24 protein-coding genes are annotated in these 22,811 nt (G+C 72.5%); 4 read left to right on the forward strand and 20 right to left on the reverse strand.

The window, feature by feature from the left end:
* Positions 1-6: 6 nt before the first annotated feature.
* From AB0M29_RS01540 to tsaB, 5 genes are all read right to left on the reverse strand, one after another.
* The gene (locus tag AB0M29_RS01540; protein WP_365377284.1) at positions 7-873 is read right to left on the reverse strand and encodes a polysaccharide deacetylase family protein; all 867 of its coding nucleotides are present in this window, start codon (positions 871-873) and stop codon (positions 7-9) included.
* A gap of 99 nt (positions 874-972) precedes the next feature.
* A complete protein-coding gene (locus tag AB0M29_RS01545) occupies positions 973-1,254 on the reverse strand; it encodes a hypothetical protein (protein WP_365377287.1) in 282 nt (93 codons plus the stop codon).
* Entirely contained in the window at positions 1,251-2,390 is a 1,140-nt protein-coding gene (tsaD, locus tag AB0M29_RS01550; RefSeq protein ID WP_365377290.1) for a tRNA (adenosine(37)-N6)-threonylcarbamoyltransferase complex transferase subunit TsaD, read from the reverse strand. Before tsaD ends, AB0M29_RS01545 begins: the two co-directional genes overlap by 4 nt.
* Positions 2,383-2,892: a ribosomal protein S18-alanine N-acetyltransferase gene (gene rimI / locus AB0M29_RS01555; RefSeq protein ID WP_365377293.1), complete on the reverse strand. Its 510-nt coding sequence runs from the start codon at positions 2,890-2,892 to the stop codon at positions 2,383-2,385. Before rimI ends, tsaD begins: the two co-directional genes overlap by 8 nt.
* Positions 2,889-3,554 (reverse strand): tRNA (adenosine(37)-N6)-threonylcarbamoyltransferase complex dimerization subunit type 1 TsaB, encoded by a 666-nt coding sequence (tsaB, locus tag AB0M29_RS01560; RefSeq protein WP_365377296.1) that lies wholly within the window; start codon positions 3,552-3,554, stop codon positions 2,889-2,891. Before tsaB ends, rimI begins: the two co-directional genes overlap by 4 nt.
* A 100-nt stretch (positions 3,555-3,654) precedes the next feature.
* Between tsaB and AB0M29_RS01565 the strand changes: the two genes are divergently transcribed.
* Positions 3,655-4,215: a L,D-transpeptidase gene (locus AB0M29_RS01565; protein WP_365377299.1), complete on the forward strand. Its 561-nt coding sequence runs from the start codon at positions 3,655-3,657 to the stop codon at positions 4,213-4,215.
* Positions 4,216-4,318: 103 nt separating this feature from the next.
* Here AB0M29_RS01565 and AB0M29_RS01570 read toward each other — a convergent pair whose 3' ends face one another.
* From AB0M29_RS01570 to glmS, 7 genes are all read right to left on the reverse strand, one after another.
* Complete coding sequence (locus tag AB0M29_RS01570; protein WP_365377302.1) at positions 4,319-4,498, reverse strand: hypothetical protein; 180 nt, start codon at positions 4,496-4,498, stop codon at positions 4,319-4,321.
* 112 nt (positions 4,499-4,610) lie between these two features.
* Positions 4,611-5,126, reverse strand: a complete 516-nt coding sequence (tsaE, locus tag AB0M29_RS01575) for a tRNA (adenosine(37)-N6)-threonylcarbamoyltransferase complex ATPase subunit type 1 TsaE (protein ID WP_365377660.1) — start codon at positions 5,124-5,126, stop codon at positions 4,611-4,613.
* A 95-nt stretch (positions 5,127-5,221) separates the two neighbouring features.
* A complete protein-coding gene (locus tag AB0M29_RS01580; RefSeq protein ID WP_365377305.1) occupies positions 5,222-6,409 on the reverse strand; it encodes an alpha/beta hydrolase in 1,188 nt (395 codons plus the stop codon).
* 5 nt (positions 6,410-6,414) lie between these two features.
* Complete coding sequence (gene alr, locus AB0M29_RS01585) at positions 6,415-7,563, reverse strand: alanine racemase (RefSeq protein WP_365377308.1); 1,149 nt, start codon at positions 7,561-7,563, stop codon at positions 6,415-6,417.
* Positions 7,564-7,800: 237 nt separating this feature from the next.
* A complete protein-coding gene (locus tag AB0M29_RS01590) occupies positions 7,801-9,255 on the reverse strand; it encodes an NAD(P)H-hydrate dehydratase (RefSeq protein WP_365377311.1) in 1,455 nt (484 codons plus the stop codon).
* A 41-nt stretch (positions 9,256-9,296) separates the two neighbouring features.
* Positions 9,297-9,665, reverse strand: a complete 369-nt coding sequence (locus AB0M29_RS01595) for a holo-ACP synthase (RefSeq protein ID WP_365377314.1) — start codon at positions 9,663-9,665, stop codon at positions 9,297-9,299.
* Positions 9,662-11,509, reverse strand: a complete 1,848-nt coding sequence (gene glmS, locus AB0M29_RS01600) for a glutamine--fructose-6-phosphate transaminase (isomerizing) (protein WP_365377317.1) — start codon at positions 11,507-11,509, stop codon at positions 9,662-9,664. Before glmS ends, AB0M29_RS01595 begins: the two co-directional genes overlap by 4 nt.
* Positions 11,510-11,631: 122 nt before the next feature.
* Between glmS and coaA the strand changes: the two genes are divergently transcribed.
* Together coaA and AB0M29_RS01610 are read left to right on the forward strand one after the other, a co-directional pair.
* Entirely contained in the window at positions 11,632-12,600 is a 969-nt protein-coding gene (coaA, locus tag AB0M29_RS01605) for a type I pantothenate kinase (RefSeq protein WP_365377320.1), read from the forward strand.
* A gap of 41 nt (positions 12,601-12,641) precedes the next feature.
* The gene (locus AB0M29_RS01610) at positions 12,642-13,574 is read left to right on the forward strand and encodes a DUF389 domain-containing protein (protein WP_365377323.1); all 933 of its coding nucleotides are present in this window, start codon (positions 12,642-12,644) and stop codon (positions 13,572-13,574) included.
* A gap of 72 nt (positions 13,575-13,646) precedes the next feature.
* Here AB0M29_RS01610 and glmM read toward each other — a convergent pair whose 3' ends face one another.
* The 4 genes from glmM to AB0M29_RS01630 form a co-directional block, all read right to left on the reverse strand.
* On the reverse strand, positions 13,647-15,005 hold the full coding sequence (glmM, locus tag AB0M29_RS01615) for a phosphoglucosamine mutase (RefSeq protein WP_365377326.1): 1,359 nt from the start codon (positions 15,003-15,005) through the stop codon (positions 13,647-13,649).
* A gap of 178 nt (positions 15,006-15,183) precedes the next feature.
* A complete protein-coding gene (gene rpsI / locus AB0M29_RS01620; RefSeq protein ID WP_365377329.1) occupies positions 15,184-15,699 on the reverse strand; it encodes a 30S ribosomal protein S9 in 516 nt (171 codons plus the stop codon).
* 39 nt (positions 15,700-15,738) lie between these two features.
* Positions 15,739-16,182 (reverse strand): 50S ribosomal protein L13, encoded by a 444-nt coding sequence (gene rplM, locus AB0M29_RS01625; RefSeq protein WP_365377332.1) that lies wholly within the window; start codon positions 16,180-16,182, stop codon positions 15,739-15,741.
* A gap of 243 nt (positions 16,183-16,425) precedes the next feature.
* Complete coding sequence (locus AB0M29_RS01630; RefSeq protein ID WP_365377335.1) at positions 16,426-18,048, reverse strand: ATP-binding cassette domain-containing protein; 1,623 nt, start codon at positions 18,046-18,048, stop codon at positions 16,426-16,428.
* Between the two features lie 89 nt (positions 18,049-18,137).
* On the opposite strand from AB0M29_RS01630, the gene AB0M29_RS01635 reads away from it, so the two are divergent.
* Positions 18,138-19,385: a hypothetical protein gene (locus AB0M29_RS01635; RefSeq protein ID WP_365377339.1), complete on the forward strand. Its 1,248-nt coding sequence runs from the start codon at positions 18,138-18,140 to the stop codon at positions 19,383-19,385.
* A 42-nt stretch (positions 19,386-19,427) separates the two neighbouring features.
* Here the strand turns inward: AB0M29_RS01635 and truA are convergent, their stop codons facing one another.
* The 4 genes from truA to rpsD all read right to left on the reverse strand — a co-directional run bounded on the left by truA (position 19,428) and on the right by rpsD (position 22,797).
* Positions 19,428-20,276 (reverse strand): tRNA pseudouridine(38-40) synthase TruA, encoded by an 849-nt coding sequence (gene truA / locus AB0M29_RS01640; RefSeq protein WP_365377341.1) that lies wholly within the window; start codon positions 20,274-20,276, stop codon positions 19,428-19,430.
* 83 nt (positions 20,277-20,359) lie between these two features.
* The gene (gene rplQ, locus AB0M29_RS01645) at positions 20,360-20,896 is read right to left on the reverse strand and encodes a 50S ribosomal protein L17 (RefSeq protein ID WP_365377343.1); all 537 of its coding nucleotides are present in this window, start codon (positions 20,894-20,896) and stop codon (positions 20,360-20,362) included.
* Positions 20,897-21,018: 122 nt separating this feature from the next.
* On the reverse strand, positions 21,019-22,041 hold the full coding sequence (locus tag AB0M29_RS01650; RefSeq protein WP_033177813.1) for a DNA-directed RNA polymerase subunit alpha: 1,023 nt from the start codon (positions 22,039-22,041) through the stop codon (positions 21,019-21,021).
* A gap of 129 nt (positions 22,042-22,170) precedes the next feature.
* A complete protein-coding gene (rpsD, locus tag AB0M29_RS01655; RefSeq protein WP_365377345.1) occupies positions 22,171-22,797 on the reverse strand; it encodes a 30S ribosomal protein S4 in 627 nt (208 codons plus the stop codon).
* Positions 22,798-22,811 lie beyond the last annotated feature (14 nt).

The raw sequence follows: 22,811 nt of genomic DNA on the forward strand, positions 1-22,811 counted from the left end.
CGCGGCTCAGACGTAGTCGTCCAGCCGGGCCACGGTGAAGCCCTGCCGGGAGATCTCGTTGAGCATGTAGGCGACCATCTTGGTCATCGACTCGCCCTTGAGCTCGCTGGGGCCGCGGAAGTGCGCCAGGATGATGTCGCCCGGGTGGTACTTGTGGTCGGGGCGCTGCCACTGCACCTTCTTGATCTGCATCGACTCGCGCCACAGGATGATCGCCCGCAGGGTGCCGCAGGACTTCACGGCGGCGCGGGTGTCGGCGTTGTAGTTGCCGTAGGGCGGGCGGAACAGGCCGGGCGCGGTGCCGTACTCGTGCGTCAGCTTCGTCTCCTGGCCGCATATCTCCGACTTCTGCCGGGCCAGCGACTCGGTGCGCAGGTTGGGGTGCGTCAGGGTGTGGTTCTGGATGTGGTTGCCCAGCCCCTGGAGGGGCTTGAAGAAGCCGTAGTCGTTCCTGATGATCGCGTCGGTCAGGAACATCGTGAAGGGGATCTTCAGGTCCCGCATCATCGCGACGAACTTCGGGTCCTTCTCGGCGCCGTCGTCGAAGGTGACGAACACGATCTTCTGGGTGGTGGGCACGTCGCTGACCACGGGTATCTGGGCGCCGCCGGTGTGCACCGGCTTCACGGCGGGGGGCGCCGGCGGCGGTGCCAGCGGGGTGACGCCCCATTTGCGGAAGGCCGCCGCCCGCGCCGCGTCGCCGTTCTTCCCCTCGCCCTTGCCGTCGTCCCCGCCGCCTCCGGTGGACTTCCCCGCGGCGCCGGTGGACGCGGTGGTCGCGGCGGGAGACGGTGACGAACCGGAGGACGAGCAGCCCGCGGTGAGCAGGACGCCGGCCGCGGCCAGCAGCGGGAGTATTCGCTTGATACGCATGTCAGTGGCCCTACGTCGGTGCTGTGGACCACCTGCGGGAGCGCGGCCGAGGGCGAGCACGACCCTCCGGCCGCGCCCTCACCCTGGACGATGCGAGTTTCAGGCCCCGGGTTCCACGGAGACCGACGTGAAGCGCCAGCGGTGCACCGGGCGGCGGACCAACTCCGCGGCGGGCTCCGGCAGTTCCGGCAGCCCGGTGGCGCGGTCGGCCGCGGGCACGTCCCACCAGGTCAGCACCAGGACCCGGTCGTCGGGCGCGGTGAGGAACTCACGGCGCAGCGGTGTGCCGGGCAGGGTCCTGCTCTGTTCCCGTGCCCAGGCGAGGAGTTCGGGGCCGCGCCCCTCGGCGGCGGCGGCCTCCCACATCAACGTGACGGTCATCCGTACAGGTTGCCCTTGCTCAGCTCGTGCAGATGATCGTGGCCGTGATCGTGACCGTGGCCGTGGGCGCCCTCGGGGCCGTGCTCGTGGGTGTGGCCGGGGACCGAGACCTCGGTGACCGGCAGCGAGGAGTCGGCGGGCAGTTCGAAGGTGGACGAGGGGCGGTTCCTGGCGACCATCTCGGCGCCGAGCGCGGCGACCATCGCGCCGTTGTCGGTGCACAGCCCGGGGCGCGGCACCCGCAGCAGGATGCCCGCGTCCTCGCAGCGCTCCTGGGCGAGGCTGCGCAGCCGGGAGTTGGCGGCGACGCCGCCGCCGATCATCAGGTGGTCGACGCCGTTGTCCCGGCAGGCGCGGATGGCCTTGCGGGTGAGCACGTCCACCACCGCCTCCTGGAAGGACGCGGCGACGTCGGCGAGCGGCACCTCCTGGCCGTCCCTGCGGCGGGCCTCCACCCAGCGGGCGACGGCGGTCTTCAGCCCCGAGAACGAGAAGTCGTACAGCGGGTCGCGGCCGCCGGTCAGCCCGCGCGGGAACGCGATGGCCTTCGGGTCGCCCTCGCGGGCGTGCCGGTCGATGGCAGGGCCGCCGGGGAAGCCGAGCCCCAGCACCCGGGCCACCTTGTCGAACGCCTCCCCCGCCGCGTCGTCGATCGTCGCGCCCAGCGGGCGTACGTCGCCGGTGATGTCGGGCGCCAGCAGCAGCGAGGAGTGCCCGCCGGAGACCAGCAGCGCCATCGTCGGCTCCGGCAGCGCGCCGTGTTCGAGCTGGTCGACGCAGATGTGCGAGGCCAGGTGGTTGACGCCGTACAGCGGCTTGCCCAGTGCGTAGGCGTACGCCTTGGCCGCCGACACCCCGACCAGCAGCGCGCCCGCGAGCCCGGGGCCCGCCGTCACCGCGATGCCGTCGAGGTCGCGCGCGCTGACCCCGGCCGTCTTCAGCGCCCGCTGGATGGTGGGAACCATCGCCTCCAGGTGCGCCCGGCTGGCGACCTCCGGCACCACGCCGCCGTAGCGGGCGTGTTCGTCGACGCTGGACGCGACCGCGTCGGCCAGCAGGGTGTGCCCGCGCACGATGCCGACACCGGTCTCGTCGCACGAGGTCTCGATGCCCAGGACAAGGGGTTCGTCAGCCATGGATCTCAGTTTCTCGGATGCCTGTCACGGAAGAAGCGGGGTCGGCCAGCCGCATGACGAGGGCGTCCACGTTGCCCGGCTGGTAGTAGCCCTTGCGGAAGCCGATCGCCTCGAAGCCGAAGCGTTCGTAGAGGCGCTGGGCGCGGGAGTTGTCCACCCGTACCTCCAGCAGCACCTCGTGGCACTCGGCGTCGGTCGCGGCCTGCAGCAGGGTGGCCAGCAGCCGGGCGCCGAGGCCGGTGCCCCAGTGGTCGCGGGCCACGCCGATGGTCTGTACGTCACCGGTGCCGGCGATCGCGGCGAGCCCGGCGTAGCCGACGGTCCGCCCGTCGGGTTCCTGCGCGAGGACGTAGGTGCGGGTCGCGGCCGGGTGCCGGGCGTCCGACAGCTCCGACCAGAACATGCCGCGCGACCAGGCGTCGTCGGGGAACAGGTCGTGCTCCAGAGCGAGTACGGCGTCCAGGTCCCACCACCGCATCTCCCGCAGCGTCACCTCGCTCACCGTGGCAGTACCGCCTTGTACCCGGCGGGTACCTGCGCGTCGGGGCGCCGCAGGTAGAGCGGGAGCGCGGGGGCGAACGGCTCGCCGGTGGCCAGCCGGTGCGCGGCCAGCGCCGCGAGCGCGCCGGCGGACTGGTGGTCGGGGTCGGGGCGGCGGTCGGTGAAGACGTCCGGGTAGAGCGCGGCTCCGGCGCCGACCGAGGGCAGTCCCGCCACCGCGTCGGCGATCTCGGCCGGGCGGTCGACGGCGGGCTCCGTCGTACGGCGGCGGGGGCCGTCGTACCGCGCCCAGTAGACCTCCTTGCGGCGGGCGTCGGTGGCCACCACGAAGGGGCCGTCGAGTCCGGCCTCCCCGGCGGCCCAGGCCAGCCCGTCCAGCGTGCAGACGCCGTGCACGGGGACGCCGAGCGCGTCGCCGAAGGCCGCGGCGGTCACCAGGCCGACGCGCAGCCCGGTGTACGGGCCGGGGCCGACGCCGACCACGATCCCGCTGACGTCGGCGAGCACGCGGCCCGCCGATCCGAGCACCCGGTCCACGGTGGGCACCAGGAGTTCGCCGTGGCGGCGCGCGTCCACGACGGTCGACTCGGCGAGCACCCGCTCCCCGTCGTGCAGCGCGGCGGTGACGGCGGGGGTGGCGGTATCGAAGGCAAGCAGCAGCACGCCCCCAGGGTACGGCTCGTGTTCCCGGGGGCAGGGCCGCGGGCGGAGCGGCTGCTACCGTCAACTCGGACAAATGCCATGAATGCAGCGGAGGACGGCCGTGGCCAGGATCAAGTCGGGCACCCTTGTCTCGGGACTCACCGCGGCGGCCCTCGGCGCGGTCCTCGTCCTCGCCGTCCAGGCAGCGGGCTCACCGTCCGACCGGTCCACCGGGGCGGGCGCCCCGGCCTCGGCGTCCCCCGCCGCGGCCGCGCCGGCCCCCGGCAGCGCCGCCGCCCGCCACCCGCTCCCCGACCGCTCGGGCGTCGGCCGGCGGGTGGTCTACAGCGTCGCGCGCAAGCGGGTCTGGCTGGTCGGCGACGACGACGAGGTGCTGCGCAGCTACGCCGTCGTCCCCGGTGAGATCGCCCCCGGCAAGGGCACCCACCGGGTCTTCGCCCGCCGCGCCAAGGGCACCGGCGGGGACGGCGCCGAGGTCGAGTACGTCGTCCTGTTCGCCTCCGCCGGCGGCACCAACGTCGGCTTCAGCGCCACCGCCAGCGGCTCCCTGTCCTCCCCCGGCGACAGGAAGAAGACGGCCGCGATCCGCGAGTCCCGCGACGACGCCCTGGCGCTCTGGCAGACGGCGACGATCGGGGCCACGGTCGAGGTCGTCAGGTAGTCGGAAGGTCAGTCAGTAGCCGCGACTCGGCGAATTCACCCGTTCGGAGTACGCACAGACGCGGCACAGAGGTGCCAGAGCGCGGTTGCGGGGCGGCCGGCGGCTAGGCGGCATCGCGGTCCGCGTGGTCCGGCTTCTCCCGCAGGGGCGACGGGGCGTCCGCGGGAGGCGTGCACAGCGCGCGGGCGGCGGCGCCCGCGGCCAGCAGATCGCTCATCGACGGGGCCGCGGCCGTACGGTCACGGGTGTTGAGCTGCTGGTCCGGCGTGTCGTGGGCCGACATACGCACCTCCGGGCAGACGGAAGTTAGGCAGCCCTAACAAAGGCGCCTGGGACCAGCAGACCACGCCCGCCCGCCCCCGCGCAACATCTTCCCGACAGCCTGTCGGAACCTCCTATTCCAGCAGGCCCGAGAAGTCCTGGCCGAGCCACCGCGGACCGACGCCGGTCACGGTCACCTCGCGGACGTCGTCCCCGTCGCCTTCCGCGTCCTCTCCCGCGCCCGCGTCCGCGTCGGCACCGCCGTCACCAGCGGCTTCCGCGTACGCGCCGCCCAGGGTGCGGCCGATGACGACCTGCAGACGGGCCTCCGACAGCTCCTCGACCTTGCCGTCGCCCCACTCCACGACCACCACGGACTCGGGCAGCGACACGTCGAGGTCCAGGTCCTCCATCTCGTCGAGCCCGCCGCCCAGCCGGTAGGCGTCCACATGGACGAGGGCGGGGCCGCCGGTGAGCGAGGGGTGGACGCGGGCGATGACGAAGGTCGGCGAGGTGACGGCGCCGCGTACGCCCAGGCCCTCCCCCAGCCCGCGGGCCAGCGTGGTCTTCCCCGCGCCCAGTTCGCCGCTGAGCAGCACCAGGTCACCGGGGGCCAGCACAGCGGCGAGCCGCCGTCCCAGCTCGCGCATGCGGTCGGGGGTGCGGATCGTGGTCCGCAGTACGGGAGCGTCCAGTGCGGGCCCGGCCAAGTGCGGGTCGTGCGGTGTACCCATGTACCCGAATGCTACGCGTCACCGACCGTGGCCAGGTCCCGCAACCCCTGCGGGACCGGCGACCGGACCGAGTCCGCGGCCTCCGCGATCAGCACCGCGAGCGCGGCGTTCACCAGCTCGGGCCGCTCCATGATCACCAGGTGCCCGGCGCCCTCCACCACGATCAGCTCCGCGTCCGGCAGCCGCTCGGCGATCTCCGTGCTGTGCGCGACCGGCGTCAGCAGGTCCTTGTCCCCCGCCAGTACCAGGCCGGGCAATCCGTCGAGCACGGCGAGCGCGTCGCTCTTCTCGTGCTCGGTGAAGGCCGGGTAGAACTCGGCGACCACATCGATGGGCGTCGCCTCGATCAGCCGCTCCGCGAACCGCCCGACCGCCGGGTCCACCTCCGCGCCGAACGAATAGCGCTTGATCAGCCCCGCGAACAGGTCGGCGGTGGCCCGCCGGGTCCGCTCCACCAGGTCCACCTGGCTGCCCAGCAGCCGCAGCACGCCCGGGGCGAGCGCCCGGAACGCCCGGGCGCCCGCGGCCGGCAGACCCAGCGTCACCGCCGCCAGCTTCCCCGCCGACGTGGACAGCAGCGCCACACCCACCACCCGCTCCCGTACGTACTCGGGGAACTGGTCGGCGAACGCCATCACCGTCATACCGCCCATCGAGTGGCCGACCAGCACCACCGGGCCCTCCGGCACCGCGGCGTCCAGCACGGCCTTCAGATCACGGCCGAGCTGGTCGATCGTGGCGGGCTCCCCCGCGAGCTGGTCGACACCGCGCTCGCTGCGGCCGTGGCTGCGCTGGTCCCAGTACACCGCCCGGACGCTGCCGCGCAGCGCCGCCCGCTGGAAGTGCCAGGAGTCCTGGGTCAGGCAGTAGCCGTGCGAGAAGACCACGGTCACCGGGCGCGGCAGGCCCGCGCGGCGGCGCAGCCACTTGCGGCTGCGGCGCTCCCCGGTGGCCTCGGGCGGGTCGGCGTCCTCCGTCTCGAAATACAGCTCCGTGCCGTCCTCGGCGACGGTGGTGCCCGGCTGCCCGCGCAGGCTGCCGTACGGCCCCGTCGCGTCCAGCGCCAGCCGCGCCTTCCTGCGCATCCCGCGGCCGACGGTCGCCCGCTCGATCGCCACCCCGGCCGCGGCGCCCGCCGCCACCACACCGATCGCGGCGCCCACCAGACCGGCCCGCTCCCACTTCACGCCTTCGGCCATCGCGCTCAACAGCTCCTCTGGCCACCGGTGTAGACCCGCGGCACCCGGCCGCCGATCCGGGTGACGATCTCGTACGCGATGGTGCCCGCCGCCCGTGCCCAGTCCTCCGCCGTCGGCTCGCCGCCGTCGCCGGGGCCGAACAGCACCGCCTCGTCGCCCGCCTCCGCCGTGTCGCCGCCCAGGTCCACCACGAACTGGTCCATGGCCACCCGGCCCGCCACCGTCCGCCACTTGCCCGCCACCAGCACCGGGCCCGTGCTCGACGCGTGCCGCGGTACGCCGTCGGCGTACCCCAGCGGGACCAGGGCGAGCGTGGTCTCACCGGGCGTCAGGTACGTGTGCCCGTAGCTCACCCCGTGGCCGCCCGGCACCCGCTTCACCGACGCCAGCCGGGCCGCCAGCGTCATCACCGGGCGCAACCCGAAGTCGGCCGGGCCGCCGACGTCCGGCACCGGCGAGATGCCGTACATCGCCACGCCCGGGCGCACCAGGTCGAAGTGGGACTCCGGCAGTGTCAGCGTCCCCGGGGAGTTCGCCATGTGCCGCACCTCGGGGGCGAGGCCCGCGTCCGCCGCCTGCTCCAGGGCGGTCCTGAAGACGGCCAGTTCGCGGGCGATCGAGGGGTGGCCGGGGTCGTCGGCGCAGCTGAAGTGCGCCCATACGCCCGTCACCCTGATCAGCCCCGCGCGCTCGGCCGCGCGGGCGGCGGCGGTCAGTTCCGGCCACTGTTCCGGCTGGGCGCCGTTGCGGCCCAGCCCCGCGTCGATCTTGAGCTGCACCCTGGCCGGGCGGCCGGCCGCGCGGGCCGCCGCCATGACCTCGGTCAGCGCCCACTGGGCGCTGACCGTCACGTCCACGTCCGCGTCGACGCACTCCCGCCAGGGCCCTCCGGGGGTCCACAGCCAGCACAGCAGGCGGGCCGTCACCCCTGCGCGGCGCAGGGCCAGGGCCTCGTCCGGCGTCGCCACGCCGAGCCAGGTCGCGCCGGCCTCGACCGCGGCCTGGGCGCACGGCAGCATGCCGTGGCCGTACGCGTCGGCTTTCACGACTGCCATGAAGGCGGCGGTCGGTGCTTTTGCCTTGAGCGCCACGACGTTCGCTTGCAGCGCGCCCAGGTCGATCCGCGCCCAGGCGCGCGTTCCCTTCTCGTCCATTACCGGTCAGTCTCTCAGGCTCGCGCGCCTGATGGCGCCTCCGTGGTGGGTGGGGTCGGGGCCCTGCCGGGGTATCTCCTCGGGCGCCAAACACTTGCCGGGTGTACTGGCTTCTGCGGGGGGAGTGTTCGGCGCCCTGCGGGGACACCCCGCCACGCCCCCTCCCAGGCCGGATGGCGGCTGCCGGTCCACGGGGGTGTGACACCCCCACCTCCTCCGCTGCAGCCGGGGCGGTGGCTAGGAGAGGGAGGACCAGGCGGTGGGGAGGGCGCGGGGGAGGTCGGCGGCGGTGAGGGGGGTGCCGTGGGTGGCGGCGAGGTGGCGGGCGGCGAGGCCGTGGAGGTAGGCACCGCAGGCGGCGGCCTCGGGGGCGGGGAGGGCGGTGGCGAGGAGGGAGCCGGTGAGGCCGGAGAGGACGTCGCCGCTGCCGGCGGTGGCGAGCCAGGCGGTGCCGGTGGGGTTGACGTGGACGGGCCGGGCGGGGTCGGGACCGGCGACGAGAGTGGTCGAGCCCTTGAGGAGGACGGTGGCCCCGAAGAGCCGGACGAGGGCACGCACCGCGGAGAGCCGCCGTGCCTCGACGTCCTCCCGGCTCCAGCCGAGCAGCGCCGCCGCCTCCCCGGCATGCGGCGTGAGCACCGTCGGCGCGGAGCGCCCCCGCACCGCCGCCGCCTCCATCAGCCGCAACCCGTCCGCGTCCACCAGCACCGGCACATCGGAAGCGAGCACCGAGGCAACCGCCGCCCGCGCGTCAGCGGCGTCGCCGAGCCCCGGCCCGACCACCCATGCCTGGACGCGCCCGGCGTCATGCGGCGACCCGGTGGTCACCAGCGCCTCGGGGTGCGCGGCGAGCACCGCGTCCCCGCCGTGCCCGACGTACCGCACGGCACCGGCGCCGCCCCGCAGCGCCCCGGAGACGGCCAGCACCGCGGCCCCGGGATAGCGCTGCGACCCGGCGACGACACCGACCACTCCGCGCCGGTACTTGTCGCTCTCCCCGGAAGGCCGCGGCAGCAGCGCGGCGACGTCGGCGTGCTGGAAGGCGGCCAGCTCCGGCGACCCGAGATCGTCGTCGAGGCCGATACCGACCAGCCGCAGGGCGCCCGCGTAGCCGGCGGCGGGGTCGACGAGCAGTCCGGGCTTGTAGGTGCCGAAGGTGACGGTCGCGTCGGCGTGCACGGCGGCGCCCGTCACCTCGCCGGTGTCGGCGTCGACACCGCTGGGCAGGTCGACGGCGACGACGGCCGCCCGCGAGGAGCGCGCGACCTCGGCCAGCGGTACGGCGGCCGGCCGCAGTCCGCCCTTGCCGCCGATGCCGGTGATCCCGTCGAGGACGAGATCGGCCCGGCCGAGCACGGCGAACGCCTCGGTGGCGTCGGCGACCCGCCCGCCCGCCGACAGCAGGGCGGCGAGCCCGCCGGGATGGGCGCGTTCGGGCGTCAGGAGCAGCGCCCGTACCCCGGCCCCGCGCCGCGCCAGCCGGGCGGCGGCGTACAGCGCGTCACCGCCGTTGGCGCCGCTGCCGGCCAGGACGACGATCCGCGCCCCGTAGACCCGGCGCCCGCCGAGCACGTCCGCGCAGGCCGCCGCGAGCCCGGCCGCGGCCCGCTGCATGAGCGCCCCCTCGGGCAGCCGTGCCATCAGCGCGGCCTCCGCGGCCCGTACGGTCTCCACCGTGTGCGCGTACCTCATCGCCAGCCTCTCTCCGGTTGCAGTGCGGGCCAGGACACGCCCTAACCCTCGGCGATGACGACCGCCGACGCCACGCCCGCGTCGTGGCTGAGCGAGACGTGCCAGTGGCGGACGCCGAGTTCGGCGGCGCGGGCGGCCACGGTGCCGGTGACGCCGAGCCGGGGGCGCCCGGACGGCTCGGTGGTGATCTCGGCGTCGAGCCAGCGCAGGCCGGCCGGGGCGCCCAGGGACTTGGCGACGGCTTCCTTGGCGGCGAAGCGGGCGGCGAGCGAGGCGACACCGCGGCGCTCGCCGGAGGGAAGCAGCAACTCGTCGGGGAGGAAGAGGCGTTCGGCCATGCCGGGGGTGCGTTCCAGGGCCGCGGCGAAGCGTTCGATCTCGGCCACGTCGATACCGACTCCGATGATCACTCGACGGTCACCGACTTGGCGAGGTTGCGCGGCTGGTCGACCTCGTTGCCGCGGGCGGTGGCCAGTTCGCAGGCGAAGACCTGCAACGGCACGGTGGTCACGAGGGGTTGGAGCAGTACCGGCGTCTGCGGCACCCGTACGAGATGGTCGGCGTACGGCACGACGGTCTCGTCGCCCTCCTCGGCGATCACGATGGTGCGGGCGCCGCGCGCCCTGATCTCCTGGATGTTGGAGACGATCTTGTCGTGCAGCACCGAACGGCCGCGCGGCGAGGGCACGATGACGACGACCGGCAGATCGTCCTCGACGAGTGCGATCGGGCCGTGCTTCAACTCGCCCGCGGCGAAGCCCTCCGCGTGCATGTAGGCGAGCTCCTTGAGCTTGAGGGCGCCCTCCAGGGCGACCGGGTAGCCCACGTGCCTGCCGAGGAAGAGCACGGTCTTCTTGTCGCTGAGGGAGCGGGCGAGTTCGCGGACCGGCTCCATGGTCCGCAGCACCTGCTCGACCTTGCAGGAGATGTCGGACAGCTCGCGGATGACGGCGTGGATCTCGTCGCCCCACTTGGTGCCGCGCGTCTGCCCGAGATAGAGCGCGACGAGGTAGCAGGCGACGAGCTGGGTCAGGAACGCCTTGGTGGAGGCGACGGCGACCTCCGGCCCTGCCCGGGTGTAGAGGACGGCGTCGGACTCGCGCGGGATGGTGGAGCCGTTGGTGTTGCAGATCGCCAGCACCCGGGCGCCCTGCTCGCGGGCGTGCCGCAGGGCCATCAGGGTGTCCATGGTCTCGCCGGACTGGCTCACGGCGACCACCAGGGTGCGGCTGTCGAGGATCGGGTCGCGGTAGCGGAACTCGCTGGCCAGCTCGACCTCGCAGGGCAGCCGCGTCCAGTGCTCGATGGCGTACTTGGCGATCATCCCGGCGTGGAAGGCGGTGCCGCAGGCGACGATCACGATCTTGTCGGCCTCGCGCAGCACATGGCCGGGGATGCGCACCTCGTCGAGGGTGAGCCGCCCGTCGGCGTCGATCCGGCCGAGCAGGGTGTCCGCGACGGCCTTGGGCTGCTCGGCGATCTCCTTGAGCATGAAGTAGTCGTAGCCGCCCTTCTCGGCGGCGGACGCGTCCCAACTGACGTGATACGGGCGGACGTCGGCCGGTTTCCCGGTGAAGTCGGTGACGGTGACGCCGTCCGCGCGCAGTTCCACGACCTGGTCCTGGCCCAGCTCGATCGCCTCGCGGGTGTGCGCGATGAAGGCGGCGACGTCGGAGGCGAGGAAGTTCTCGCCGTCGCCGACGCCGACGACCAGCGGGGAGTTGCGGCGGGCGCCGACCACGACCCCGGGGGCGTCGGCGTGCACGGCGACGAGGGTGAAGGCGCCGTCGAGCCGCCCGCACACCTGGCGCATGGCCTCGGCCAGGTCGCCGCTGGAGGCGAACTCCTCGGCCAGCAGATGCCCGACGACCTCGGTGTCGGTCTCGGAGCCGAGGGTGTGGCCGCGTTCGGCGAGTTCGGCGCGCAGCGGGGCGAAGTTCTCGATGATGCCGTTGTGGACGACGGCGACGCGGCCCGCGTTGTCCAGGTGCGGGTGGGCGTTGCGGTCGGTGGGGGCGCCGTGGGTGGCCCAGCGGGTGTGGCCGAGGCCGGTGCCGCCGGTCGGCAGCGGCTGCCGGGCCAGCTCCTCGCGGAGGTTGCCGAGCTTGCCCGCCTTCTTGGCCGTGGCGAGGCCGCCGTCGGCGAGCACCGCGACCCCGGCGGAGTCGTAACCGCGGTACTCCAGCCGTTCCAGACCAGCCATCACCACGTCGAGCGCGCCCTGCCCGCCGACGTAACCCACGATGCCGCACATGGCCGCCAGTTTAGGTGCCGCCGCCCGCCCCGGCCGGGAGCCGCACCCGCCCCTGCCCGCTTCCGGGCAGCCGCCGGGACCCCCGGGGCGCGGCGCGCGCGTGCCCGCTGGACAATGGGCCCGTGCCGACGACCCCCGCCGCGACCAGCCCGTACGTGGACCTCACCCGGGAGCAGTGGAGCGCGCTGCGCGAGCGCACCCCGCTGCCGCTGACGGCCGCGGAGGTGGAGAAGCTGCGCGGCCTCGGCGACGTCATCGACCTGGACGAGGTGGTGGACGTCTATCTGCCGCTGTCCCGGCTGCTCAATCTGTACGTCGGCGCGCACAGCGGTCTGCGCGGCGCGCTGAACACCTTCCTGGGCGACGCGGGCGGCGGCCAGGGCGCGCAGCCGGGTACACCGTTCGTGATCGGCGTGGCGGGCAGTGTGGCGGTCGGCAAGTCGACGACCGCCCGGCTGCTCCAGGCGCTGCTGGCCCGCTGGCCCGAGCACCCCCGGGTGGAGCTGGTGACCACCGACGGTTTCCTGCTGCCCAACGCGGAGCTGCACCGGCGCGGCCTGATGTCCCGCAAGGGCTTCCCCGAGTCGTACGACCGGCGCGCGCTGACCCGTTTCGTGGCGGACGTGAAGGCGGGCCGCGCCGAGGTGACCGCGCCCGTCTACTCGCATCTGATCTACGACATCGTGCCCGGCGAGCGGCTGACCGTACGCCGCCCCGACATCCTCATCGTGGAGGGCCTCAACGTCCTGCAGCCCGCGCTGCCGGGCAAGGACGGCCGCACCCGGATCGGTCTGGCCGACCACTTCGACTTCAGCGTGTACGTGGACGCCCGCACCGAGGACATCGAGCAGTGGTACCTGGGGCGGTTCAGGAAGCTGCGCGAGACGGCGTTCCAGAACCCGTACTCGTACTTCCGCAAGTACACCCAGGTGTCGGAAGCCGAGGCACTGGACTACGCCCGGCTGATGTGGCGGACCGTCAACCAGCCCAATCTGCAGCAGAATGTGCTGCCGACCCGCAGCCGGGCGACGCTGGTGCTCCGCAAGGGCCCCACGCACAAGGTGCAGCGTCTGTCCCTGCGCAAACTCTGAGCGCACCCGCCCGCGCGCTCACGCCGAACGGGAGCCACCGCGTGCTGCACCTGCGGATGATCGTGCCGTCCGACCGCACCGAGGAGGTCGCCACCCTGGTGTCGGCGACGTTGGGCGCCACCCATCTGACGGTCGTCAGGGGCGCCGCGTACGACCCGCTCGGCGATGTGCTGACCTGCGACGTGGCGCGGGAGTCGGCCGACGGGCTGCTGAGCGGGCTGCGGGAGCTGGGGGTGGCCGACACCGGGTCGATCGCGGTGGAGAACATCGACGTGTCGATGTCGCGGAGCGCCGAGCAGGCCCGGCAGGAGGCACCGGGCGAGGGCGCCGACGCGGTGGTGTGGGAGAAGCTGGTCGAGGAGACCCACGAGGAGTCGACGCTCACCGTCACGTATCTGGCGTTCCTGACGGTGGCCACCATGCTCGCCGCCTACGGGGTGATGCTGGACAGCTCGATCCTGATCGTCGGCGCGATGGTGGTGGGCCCGGAGTTCGGGCCGCTGGCCGGGGTCTGCACCGGACTGGTACGCCATGACCGCGGGCTGCTGGGGCGCTCGGTGGTCGCGCTGGCGGTCGGCTTCCCGGTCGCGATGCTGCTGGCCGGGGTCTTCAGCGACGTGATGGACTCGCTGGGGCTGTTCACCCAGGCGCGGTTCGACGCGCCGCACCCGGCGACGCAGTTCATCTGGCAGCCGTCGTGGGACTCGTTCGTGGTGGCGTTCCTGGCCGGTATCGCCGGAATCCTCTCCCTCACCTCGTCCAAGTCGGGCGCGCTGGTGGGGGTGGCGATCTCGGTGACGACGGTGCCCGCCGCGGCGAACGCCGCACTGGCCTTCAGCTACGGCCAGTGGCACGAGGTGTGGGGCTCGGTCCTGCAGCTGGTCATCAACCTGGGGGGCATCGCGCTGGCGGGCACCCTGACGCTGCTCGCCCAGAAGCGGCTCTGGGCGAGACAGCGTCGGCTGACGGTCTGACAACCGGGCGGCCAGCGACCGGGCCTGACGGCCCGGCTGATCGGCGGATCGGCGGATCGGCCCGGAGAGGGATCAGCCCAGGGTGGACTTGACGACGTCCGCGAGGCGTCCGGCGACCGACCGGGCGTGGTCGATGTCGGCGGCCTCGACCATGACGCGCACCAGCGGCTCGGTGCCCGAGGGGCGCAGCAGCACCCGCCCGGTGGCGCCCAGCTCCGCGGTGGCCTCGGCGACGGCGACGGTCAGCTCGGGCGTGGTGTCCACCCGGCTCTTGTCGACGTCCGGCACGTTGATGAGCACCTGCGGCAGCCGCGTCATCACCGAGGCGAGGTCGGCCAGGGTCCGCTTGGTGGCGGCGACCCGGGCGGCCAGCAGCAGACCGGTCAGGGTGCCGTCGCCGGTGGTGGCGTGGTCGAGCGCGATGACATGACCGGACTGCTCGCCGCCGAGCGCGTAGCCGTGCTCCTTCATCGACTCCAGCACATAGCGGTCGCCGACCGCGGTCTGCACCAGCTCGATGCCCTCGCGCTCCATCGCCAGCTTGAAGCCGAGGTTGGACATCACGGTGCCGACGACGGTGTTCTGCCGCAGTGCGCCGCGCTCGCGCAGCGCGAGGGCGAGGATGGCCAGGATCTGGTCGCCGTCGACCTCCTCGCCGGTGGCGTCCACGGCGAGGCAGCGGTCGGCGTCGCCGTCGTGCGCGATGCCGAAGTCGGCCTGGTGCTCGACGACGGCGGCCTTCAGCAGCTCCAGGTGGGTGGAGCCGCAGCCGTCGTTGATGTTGAGGCCGTCGGGCTGCGCGCCGATGGTGATGATCTCGGCCCCGGCCCGGGAGAACGCCTCGGGCGAGACGTGGGAGGCGGCGCCGTGCGCCTCGTCGAGGACGACCTTCAGCCCGTCGAGCCGGTTGGGCAGCACGCCGATGAGGTGGGCGACGTACTGGTCGAAGCCCTCGTCGTAGTCGCGGACCCGGCCCACGCCGTCACCGGTGGGGCGGTTCCAGGGCGCGCCGGTGCGGTGCTCCGCGTAGACCGCCTCGATCCGCTCCTCCAGCTCGTCGTCGAGCTTGTGCCCGCCGCGGGCCAGGATCTTGATGCCGTTGTCCGGCATCGCGTTGTGGCTGGCGGACAGCATCACGCCGAGGTCGGCGCCCAGCGCGCCGGTGAGATACGCCACCGCGGGGGTGGGCAGCACACCGACTCGCAGGACGTCCACGCCCGCGCTCGCGAGGCCCGCCACGATGGCGGCCTCCAGGAACTCGCCCGAGGCGCGCGGATCGCGCCCCACGACCGCCACCGGCCGGTGGCCCGCGAAGGTGCCCGCCTCGGCGAGCACATGAGCCGCCGCGACCGACAGGCCAAGAGCGAGCTCGGCGGTGAGGTCGGCGTTGGCCATACCCCGCACCCCGTCGGTGCCGAAGAGTCGTCCCACTGTGTTTCCTCCGATGATCCGTGCGGTCGTGCGGTCATGCTCAACGATCCAGTGCGCGCGGTCGTATCAACAGACATATACGCCGATTGCCAGTAATGCGAACGCCTCGGAGGCACAAGAGTGTCTCCGAGGCGTTCGATGCGCCCGGCGCGGCATGGGTTCCCGCGCCAGAGGCGATTTAGCGCTTGCTGAACTGCGGCGCCTTGCGCGCCTTCTTCAGACCGGCCTTCTTCCGCTCGACCGCGCGGTCGTCACGGGTCAGGAAGCCGGCCTTCTTGAGCGGGCCGCGGTTGTTGTCGACGTCCGCCTCGTTGAGCGCACGCGCGACACCCAGGCGCAGCGCGCCGGCCTGGCCGGAGATGCCGCCGCCGCTGATGCGGGCGATGACGTCGTACCGGTTGTCGAGCTCGAGCACCTTGAAGGGCTCGTTGACTTCCTGCTGGTGCACCTTGTTGGGGAAGTAGCCCTCGAGGGTGCGGCCGTTGATCTTCCACTTCCCGGTGCCCGGAACGATCCGGACGCGGGCGATGGACTGCTTGCGGCGGCCGGTGCCGGCAGCCGGCTGCGGGTCGCCGAAGCGGGAGGCCATCGACTCGGAGGTGTACTCCGACTCGGGGGTCTCGGACTCGAAGGTCGTGATCTCCTCGAAGGTCTCTTCGCCCTCGAGAACGGTCTCGGCAGTGGTCTCAGCCACGATTCTCCTCAGATTCTTTCTGGTAGCTGGTGGCCGGGACTACTGCGCGACCTGGGTGATCTCGAACGGCACCGGCTGCTGGGCAGCGTGCGGGTGCTTGTCGCCCGAGTAGACCTTCAGCTTCGAGAGCATCTGACGGCCGAGAGTGTTCTTGGGGAGCATGCCCTTGATGGCCTTCTCGACGGCCTTCTCGGGGTTCTTCTCCAGCAGCTCGTCGTAGCGCACGGAGCGCAGGCCGCCCGGGTAGCCGGAGTGGCGGTACGCCATCTTCTGGGTCTTCTTGTTCCCCGACAGGTGCACCTTGTCGGCGTTGATGATGATGACGAAGTCACCGGTGTCAACGTGCGGCGCGTAGATGGGCTTGTGCTTGCCCCGCAGGAGGGTCGCGGCCTGAGTGGCCAGACGGCCCAGGACAACGTCCTGCGCGTCGATTACGTGCCACTGGCGCGTGACATCGCCGGGCTTGGGGCTGAACGTACGCACGGTCGTAGCCTTCGCTTCTTCAGTGAATGGGTTCCTGACAAGGCCACCCGGACGATCACGACAGCCTTGGCGGCCGACGGGGACGCAACCCGTCTGCCAGCCGCTGGTCAATCGGCCCGGTGAACCGGCGTAAGGGCCCCTCACGTGAGATAGAGCAAGCCAATACGCATAACGACATCGCAGAATACCCGTGCGGGGCCGTACGGGTCAAAACGCGGGTGGTACGGCCCCCTGACACGGGTCCTAGCGCTTGCGCTCCACCCGGCGCTCGTCCCAGACCGGCTCGGCGGTCTCCCGGACCAGACCGTCGCTGCCGAAGACCAGGAAACGGTCGAAGGAGCGGGCGAACCAGCGGTCGTGGGTGACGGCGAGCACCGTGCCGTCGTACGACTCCAGGCCCTCCTGCAGCGCCTCGGCGCTCTCCAGGTCCAGGTTGTCGGTGGGCTCGTCGAGCAGCAGTGCCGTGGTGCCGGTCAGCTCCATCAGCAGGATCTGGAAGCGGGCCTGCTGGCCGCCGGAGAGCTTGTCGAAGGGCTGGTCGCCCTGCCGCTCCAGCTCGTAGCGGCGCAGCACCGACATCGCCTGCCCGCGGTCGCGGGCGTGCTCGGTCCACAGGATGTCCACCAGCGGGCGGCCGATCAGCTCGGGGTGCGCGTGCGTCTGGGCGAAGTGCCCGGGCACCACCCGGGCGCCCAGCTTGTACGAGCCGGTGTGCGCGACGCTCGGGTCGCCGGCCAGCAGCCGCAGGAAATGTGACTTCCCCGACCCGTTGGAGCCCAGCACCGCGACCCGCTCGCCGTAGAAGACCTCCAGGTCGAACGGCTTCATCAGGCCGGTCAGCTCCAGCTTCTCGCAGGTCACCGCCCGCACCCCGGTACGGCCGCCGCGCAGCCGCATCGTGATGTCCTGCTCGCGCGGCGGCTCCTGCGGGGCGCCCGCGTCCTCGAACCGCTTCAGCCGCGTCTGGGCCGCGTGGTAGCGCGAGGCCATGTCCGGGCTGATCGCCGCCTGCTGCCGCAGCCGCAGCACCATGGCCTTGAGCTTGGCGTGCTCCTCGTCCCAGCGGCGGCGCAGCTCCTCGAAGCGCGCGAAGCGCTCCTTGCGCGCCTCGTGGAAGGTGGAGAAGCCGCCGCCGTGCACCCACACCGTGGACCCGGCGGGCCCGGTCTCGACGGCGACGATCTTCTGCGCGCTGCGGGCCAGCAACTCCCGGTCGTGGCTGACGAAGAGCACCGTCTTCTTGGTGAGGGCGAGCTGCTCCTCCAGCCAGCGCTTGCCGGGGACGTCCAGATAGTTGTCCGGCTCGTCGAGCAGCAGCACCTCGTCGGGTCCACGCAGCAGCGCCTCCAGCACCAGCCGCTTCTGCTCGCCGCCCGAGAGCGTCTTGACCTCGCGCCACTGCGCCCGGTCGTACGGCACGCCGAGCGCCGCGACCGTGCACTTGTCCCAGAGGGTCTCTGCCTCGTAGCCGTGCGCGTCGGCCCACTCGCCGAGCGCGTGGGCGTACGCCATCTGCGCCGGTTCGTCGTCCTGCGCCATGATCGCCAGCTCGGCGGCGTCGACGGCCTTCGCGGCGGCCTGGATCCGCGGGTGCGCCACCGACACCAGCAGGTCGCGTACGGTCCTGTCGTCGCGCACGCTGCCGACGAACTGGCGCATCACGCCGAGGCCGCCGCTGACCGTCACCGATCCGCCGTGCGCCTTGATCTCCCCGGCGATCAGCCGGAGCAGGGTGGTCTTCCCCGCGCCGTTCGCCCCCACCAGGGCGACCACGGCGCCGTCGCCGACCCGGAACGAGACGTCGCCCAGCAGCGCCCGCCCGTCCGGCAGGTAGTACTCGATGTGCGCTGCTTCCACATGTCCCATGGTCTGGATTCTCCCTGGGGGGCGCGATCGGCCCCAACTCGTTTTTGCCGGAACACGGAGCGGGCCGGACCGGCAATATGATGCGCGACATGACTGAAGGCTCCGGGCAGCAGCCACCACAGGATCCCCGGCCTGGCGCCGCCGACGGCGGGCGCGAGGTCCTCGAGGGGCGCGTCATCCCCTCCCGGCCCCAGCCGCCGTACGCCGCGCGGGCTCCGCAGCCGCAGGCGCCGCACCCGCGGCAGGCCGGGTACGGCGACGACCCCCGGCAGCAGTTCGGTCAGCAGCCGTCCCCGGGGCCGTCGGGACCGCAGGGCGGCGGGCCGCAGAGCAGCGGTCAGCAGGGCGCCCAGGGCCCGTCCTGGACGCCGCAGGGCTCCCAGGGCTCCCCTGGTGCGGCCCCCGGCCCCGCCGCGCCCACCGGCCCCTCCGCGGGCCCGGGCGCCGCGCAGGGCGCCCCGCAGGGCGCTCCGGGCATGGGGAGCCACCGCACGCCCTTCCCGCGCCAGCAGGGCCCGGCGGGCGGCCCTCCGGGCGGCGTCCCCGACAGCCCCGGCACCCCCGACTGGGGCGCGATAGCCGACCAGCAGGCGGCCAGCGGTGCCCGCCGCCGCCGGATGCTGATGCTCACCGGCGGCATCGTGGCCGTCGCCGTGATCGCGGGCGGCGTCGCCACGGCCGTGGTGATGTCCGGCAAGAGCTCCGACAAGCCGGTGGCGGGCCCCTCGTCGAGCACCACCGCCAGCCAGCAGCCGCTGCCGCCCACCCCGTCGTTCTCCTCGGTCGCCCCGCCGCCCCCGGCGAACCCGCTGGACTACCTGTCGACCGCCGCGAAGGACAAGGCCCCGGTCACCCCGGGCTCGCTCTTCCCCGGCAAGCAGTTCCTGATGAGCGGCCGCGTCTACGTCAAGACGGGCACCGCGCAGACCACCCAGTGCGCCTCGGGCGCCCACGGCGCCCTGGCCGCGGCGCTCAGCGCCAACGGCTGCCGCAAGCTGATCCGCGCCACGTACACCGAGGGCACCGTGGCGGTCACCGTCGGTATCGCCGTCTTCGACGACAAGGCCCACGCGGCGAAGCTGCAGAAGGTCGCCCAGTACCTGGGCCCGCTCCCCGGCGGCGGCGTCAACGACTTCTGCCACGCCGTGGCCTGCCGGATGACCTCCAACGCGGTCGGCCGCTACGCCTACTTCGCCATCTCCGGCCTGAAGAACGGCAAGACGATCACCGCGAGCGACGTCGTCGCCAAGAACGCCGTCAACGACGCCTCGAACTTCGCCTTCCAGCGGATCATCCAGCGCGGCCGCGACGCCGCGGCGGCCGACCCCAAGCGCTGACCGCGTGGGGGCCGCACCCAGGCCCCCACGCCCCGCCTGTCCCTACGCCAGACAGCCCGGCAGTGTGCGCTTGTTGCGCGCCTCGCGGCTGCGGGCCGCGAGCTGGTCGTCGGCCGGGTAGCCGACCTCCTCCAGGGTGAGGCCGTGCGGGCGCACCACGTTGACGGCCGAGTGCCGCTCGCGGCCCTGGAGCACCTCACCGGGGAAGCCGACCGGGCGGTGCCCGTCGCCGACCAGGATCATCGCGCCCACCAGCGCCCGCACCATGTTGTGGCAGAAGGCGTCGGCGCGCACCGTCGCCACCGCCAGCCCGTCGGCCGTGCGCTCCCAGCGCAGGTCGAGCAGGGTGCGGATGGTCGTGGCGCCCTCGCGCTTCTTGCAGTACGCGGCGAAGTCGTGCTCACCGAGCAGCCGCTCGGCGGCGGCGTTCATCAGGTCCACGTCGACCGGGCGGTCGTGCCAGAGCACATGGCCGCGCAGCAGCGGGTCCACCCCGCCGGGGTGGTCGCCGACCCGGTAGGCGTACCGGCGCCACACCGCCGAGAACCGCGCGTTGAAGCCCTCCGGCGCCTGCGACACCCGGAAGACCCGTACGTCCCAGGGCAGCCGCCCGGCCAGCCGCCGGCGCAGCTTGCCGCTCTCCGCCGCCCAGACGTCCTCCGGCAGGTCCACGTGCGCCACCTGGCCGCGGGCGTGCACCCCGGAGTCGGTGCGCCCGGCGACGGTCAGGTCCACCGGGTCCGGCAGCCGCAGCACCGTGGCGATGGCCGATTCCAGCTCGCCCTGTACGGTCCGGCGGCTGCGCTGCTTGGCCCACCCGGAGAATTCGGCCCCGTCGTAGGCCAGGTCCAGCCGTACCCGTACGTGACCGGGCAGCACGTCGTCGCTCACGCGATGTGATCCTCTCGAATAACGCAATCGCCGGACGGGCTCCGAAGAGCCCGCCCGGCGATGGTGGACGGCACCTGGGTGCGTCAGGCGTCCTTGGACTCCTCGGAGTCCTCGGTCTCCTCCGCGGGAGCGGCGTCCTGGACGTCCTCGACAACCTCGTCGGCCGGGGCGGTCTCGGCCGCCGCGTCCTTCTTGAGGGTGTCTTCCTTGACCGCGCGCTTCGTGGCCGCTTCGGCCTCGCCCGTGGCGGCCTGGGCCACGGTCAGCGCCTCGACCAGCTCGATGACAGCCATCGGCGCGTTGTCGCCGCGGCGGTTGCCGACCTTGGTGATACGGGTGTAGCCACCCGGGCGGTTCTCGTACCGCGGGGCGATCTCGGTGAAGAGCGTGTGGACGACGCCCTTGTCCGTGATCGTCTGCAGCACCTGGCGACGGTTGTGCATGTCGCCCTTCTTCGCCTTGGTGATCAGTCGCTCCGCGACCGGACGCAGACGGCGCGCCTTGGCCTCGGTGGTCTTGATCCGGCCGTGCTCGAAGAGCGACTTCGCGAGGTTCGCGAGGAGCAGCTTCTCGTGCGCGGCGCTGCCGCCCAGACGGGCACCCTTGGCGGGCTGAGGCATGGTCCTTCTCCTTCTTCGCTGCACCGGCCGTATCAGGTACCGATGTCAGTGCCAAACCTGCGGACGCAGGCCCGGAATGCGCCCCTAACGGGGCACAGGTCTTACGTGAATGCCTGAGGCACTCAGTACTGCTCGGTCTCCACGAAGCCCGCGTCCACGTCGTCGTCGGCGCCGAAGGCGTCCGCGGCGGCGGTGGGGTCGAATCCGGGGGGGCTGTCCTTGAGGGCCAGGCCCATACCGGCGAGCTTCGCCTTGACCTCGTCGATCGACTTCGCACCGAAGTTGCGGATGTCGAGCAGGTCGGCCTCGGAGCGCGCCACGAGCTCACCCACGGAGTGGATGCCCTCACGCTTGAGGCAGTTGTACGAACGGACGGTGAGCTCGAGCTCCTCGATCGGGAGCGCGAGGTCCGCGGCCAGCGCCGCGTCCGTCGGGGACGGGCCCATGTCGATGCCCTCGGCGTCGACATTGAGCTCGCGGGCCAGGCCGAACAGCTCGACCAGGGTCTTGCCCGCGGACGCCATGGCGTCACGCGGCCGCATGGCCTGCTTGGTCTCGACGTCGACGATCAGCTTGTCGAAGTCGGTGCGCTGCTCGACACGGGTCGCCTCGACCTTGTAGGTGACCTTGAGCACCGGGCTGTAGATGGAGTCGACCGGGATACGGCCGATCTCCTGGCCCTGCTGCTTGTTCTGCACCGCGGAGACGTAGCCGCGACCGCGCTCGACGGTCAGCTCCATCTCCAGCTTGCCCTTGGCGTTCAGCGTCGCCAGGACCAGGTCGGGGTTGTGCACCTCGACACCGGCCGGGGGCGCGATGTCGGCGGCGGTGACGACACCCGGGCCCTGCTTGCGCAGGTACATCACGACCGGCTCGTCGTGCTCCGAGGAGACGACGAGCTGCTTGATGTTGAGGATGACGTCGGTCACGTCCTCCTTGACGCCCGGCACGGTGGTGAACTCGTGCAGGACACCGTCGACCCGGATGCTGGTGACAGCGGCACCGGGGATCGAGGAGAGGAGCGTACGGCGGAGGGAGTTTCCGAGGGTGTAGCCGAAGCCCGGCTCCAGCGGCTCGATCACGAACCGGGAGCGGAATTCGTCGACGACCTCTTCGGTCAACGAGGGACGCTGAGCGATCAGCATGTGTGTCGGTCCTTCAGTCGTGGGCGCCCGCTATTTGACGCCCCCTGTACTACGAGGGTACGGGCGGCACGGCGAAACCGTCGTGGTAACGGCTGCCGTACCGCCCGTATCGATCAGCTCGGGCCCGAATTACTTCGAGTAGAGCTCAACGATCAGCTGCTCCTGCACCTGGGTGTCGATCACCTGGCGCTCGGGCAGGCTGTGCACGAGGATCCGGAGCTTGCCGGCGTTGGCCTCGAGCCACGCGGGCACGGTCTTGTCGCCGGCCTCGCCCTGGGCCACCGCGAACGGGGTCAGGTTACGGGACCGCTCGCGGACCTCGACGATGTCGCTCACGGCCACGCGCGCCGACGGGATGTCGGTCTTGCGGCCGTTCACGGTGATGTGTCCGTGACGGACCAGCTGACGGGCGTGGTCGCGGGACTTGGCGAAGCCGGCCCGGTACACCACGTTGTCGAGGCGGGTCTCAAGGATGCGCAGAAGGTTCTCACCGGTCTTGCCGGACTTCTGGTTCGCTTCCTTGTAGTAGTTCACGAACTGCTTCTCGAGAACACCGTAGATACGCGCGCACTTCTGCTTCTCACGAAGCTGGAGCAGGTACTCGCTGTCCTTGGTGCGCCCGCGACCGTGCTCACCCGGGGGGTAAGGACGGATCTCGATCGGGCACTTCGCGCTCTCGCACTTGCTCCCCTTGAGGAAGAGCTTCTGCTTCTCCCGACGGCAACGCTTGCAGTCGGCCCCGGTGTAACGCGCCATTTTTCGTGTCTCCT

The sequence above is a fragment of the Streptomyces sp. NPDC051976 genome, assembly GCF_040680795.1.
Classification (GTDB): Bacteria; Actinomycetota; Actinomycetes; order Streptomycetales; family Streptomycetaceae; genus Actinacidiphila.

What these genes read in the sequence shown, in the direction of transcription:
- AB0M29_RS01630 (WP_365377335.1), bottom strand. Translation starts at nt 18,048, where the DNA reads ATGGGACATGTGGAAGCAGCGCACATCGAGTACTACCTGCCGGACGGG.
- glmS (WP_365377317.1), bottom strand. Translation starts at nt 11,509, where the DNA reads ATGTGCGGCATCGTGGGTTACGTCGGCGGGCAGGGCGCGCTCGACGTG.
- rpsD (WP_365377345.1), bottom strand. Translation starts at nt 22,797, where the DNA reads ATGGCGCGTTACACCGGGGCCGACTGCAAGCGTTGCCGTCGGGAGAAG.
- AB0M29_RS01570 (WP_365377302.1), bottom strand. Translation starts at nt 4,498, where the DNA reads ATGTCGGCCCACGACACGCCGGACCAGCAGCTCAACACCCGTGACCGT.
- AB0M29_RS01635 (WP_365377339.1), top strand. Translation starts at nt 18,138, where the DNA reads ATGACTGAAGGCTCCGGGCAGCAGCCACCACAGGATCCCCGGCCTGGC.
- AB0M29_RS01580 (WP_365377305.1), bottom strand. Translation starts at nt 6,409, where the DNA reads ATGGCCGAAGGCGTGAAGTGGGAGCGGGCCGGTCTGGTGGGCGCCGCG.
- rplQ (WP_365377343.1), bottom strand. Translation starts at nt 20,896, where the DNA reads ATGCCTCAGCCCGCCAAGGGTGCCCGTCTGGGCGGCAGCGCCGCGCAC.
- tsaE (WP_365377660.1), bottom strand. Translation starts at nt 5,126, where the DNA reads ATGCGCGAGCTGGGACGGCGGCTCGCCGCTGTGCTGGCCCCCGGTGAC.
- AB0M29_RS01650 (WP_033177813.1), bottom strand. Translation starts at nt 22,041, where the DNA reads ATGCTGATCGCTCAGCGTCCCTCGTTGACCGAAGAGGTCGTCGACGAA.
- AB0M29_RS01540 (WP_365377284.1), bottom strand. Translation starts at nt 873, where the DNA reads ATGCGTATCAAGCGAATACTCCCGCTGCTGGCCGCGGCCGGCGTCCTG.
- AB0M29_RS01590 (WP_365377311.1), bottom strand. Translation starts at nt 9,255, where the DNA reads ATGAGGTACGCGCACACGGTGGAGACCGTACGGGCCGCGGAGGCCGCG.
- AB0M29_RS01545 (WP_365377287.1), bottom strand. Translation starts at nt 1,254, where the DNA reads ATGACCGTCACGTTGATGTGGGAGGCCGCCGCCGCCGAGGGGCGCGGC.
- tsaD (WP_365377290.1), bottom strand. Translation starts at nt 2,390, where the DNA reads ATGGCTGACGAACCCCTTGTCCTGGGCATCGAGACCTCGTGCGACGAG.
- alr (WP_365377308.1), bottom strand. Translation starts at nt 7,563, where the DNA reads ATGGACGAGAAGGGAACGCGCGCCTGGGCGCGGATCGACCTGGGCGCG.